Genomic DNA, 1,374 nt, shown 5'->3' on the forward strand with positions numbered 1-1,374 from the left:
CTGATATTGTCAATATTGGTTGACACATTTATCTCAAAGATATCATTTCCTATGCAGCCAGGCCCAGAGATTGGTAGTATCTCTGACGCTTAATCATAGGAGGAAGCCCACCGTTGGCAGAGCAGATCCTCCTGTTGTTCCAGTAACTGATGAAATATCTCCAAATAAGAACTCTCAGCTCATCCGTGGTCAGGCTTTCCGTATTGTAGCGGTCATAGAGAAGCTCGCTTTTCATTCTGGCCCACATGCTTTCACATCGAGCATTATCGTGGCACCTGCCACCATCACTGTTCATGCTTTGTATAATGCCATATTTAGAAAGCGCCTGACGGTAGGTTTCACTGGTATATTGTCTTCCTCTGTCGGAGTGCACAATGGCACCTCGCAGATCAGGATGCGCCAGATAGGCATTATCCAGTGTATGCTCACACAGAGTTGCCTTCATGTTTGTTTCCATTGCCAGTCCCAGAACGCTGGAATCAAAGCAGTCGAAGATGGCTGAAACATACAGTTTTCCATCTTTTGCCTTGATTTCTGTGATATCAGTTACGCATTTTTCAAGTGGCTTATCAGCCTTGAACTCTCTCTTCAGAAGATCATCTGACTTACGTGCTTCCCGATCAGCCTTGGTAATGCCATTTGGCTTGCGCTTTGGCCGATGGACAAGTCCTATTTCATCCATAACCCTGTAAACGGTTCGTTCACTGGGGATCTTGATTCCCGTCGGATTCTTAAGGAGCAGTGCTTGGTACATGCGAATACGTCCATAGGTATCATTGCATTCATCCTCAGCATGGATCACTCTCATGGCATCAGCAAGATCCTGATATTTCCAAGGGCGATCTTTAATAGCAAGATATTTGTAGAAACCCTGGCGGCTGACGCCAAGCATCCGGCAATAGAATGAGAGTTTTCCCTTAATCACGCCGTCTTTCGTTTTTATGGCAATGAACATCATTCTTTGGTTCTTGCTGACTTCCGACGGCTGGCTGCGAAAAAAGCGCTTGCTTCCTCGAGAAATTCATTTTCCTCTTTCAGACGCCGGATTTCTTTGTCCTGATCTTTAACGCGTTTGCGGAGCATGGCAAGCTCCTCAGCAAGACTCATCGCGCTTTCCGGAGTATGTGCACCGTCACCAATATCCAATGTGCCTGCTCTAACTGCTTTCAGCCATGTGTGGATGGTTCCTTCTGGGATACCTAATTCTTTGGCTGCCTTAGCACCGCCGATTTCTTTGGCAAGTTTGACAGCCTGGATCTTATATTCCTGGTCGTATTTACGTTGGGTTCGTGACATTGAGAGTTCCTCCTTATTCTCTTTTATTATACATGAATTCCTTGAGAATAAGGTGTCAACTTTATTTATACAACATCA

2 protein-coding genes are annotated in these 1,374 nt (G+C 45.3%); both read right to left on the bottom strand.

Annotated elements, in window-relative coordinates; translation table 11 throughout:
- Positions 1 to 49: 49 nt before the first annotated feature.
- Positions 50 to 958 (bottom strand): IS3 family transposase, encoded by a 909-nt coding sequence (locus HUU89_RS14395; RefSeq protein WP_118489533.1) that lies wholly within the window; start codon positions 956 to 958, stop codon positions 50 to 52.
- Positions 955 to 1,296 (bottom strand): transposase, encoded by a 342-nt coding sequence (locus HUU89_RS14400; RefSeq protein ID WP_006855988.1) that lies wholly within the window; start codon positions 1,294 to 1,296, stop codon positions 955 to 957. The genes HUU89_RS14395 and HUU89_RS14400 overlap by 4 nt, the downstream gene beginning before the upstream one ends.
- Positions 1,297 to 1,374 lie beyond the last annotated feature (78 nt).

The organism is Faecalibacillus sp. H12 (assembly GCF_013361255.1).
Taxonomy (GTDB): Bacteria; Bacillota_I; Bacilli_A; order Erysipelotrichales; family Coprobacillaceae; genus Faecalibacillus; species Faecalibacillus intestinalis.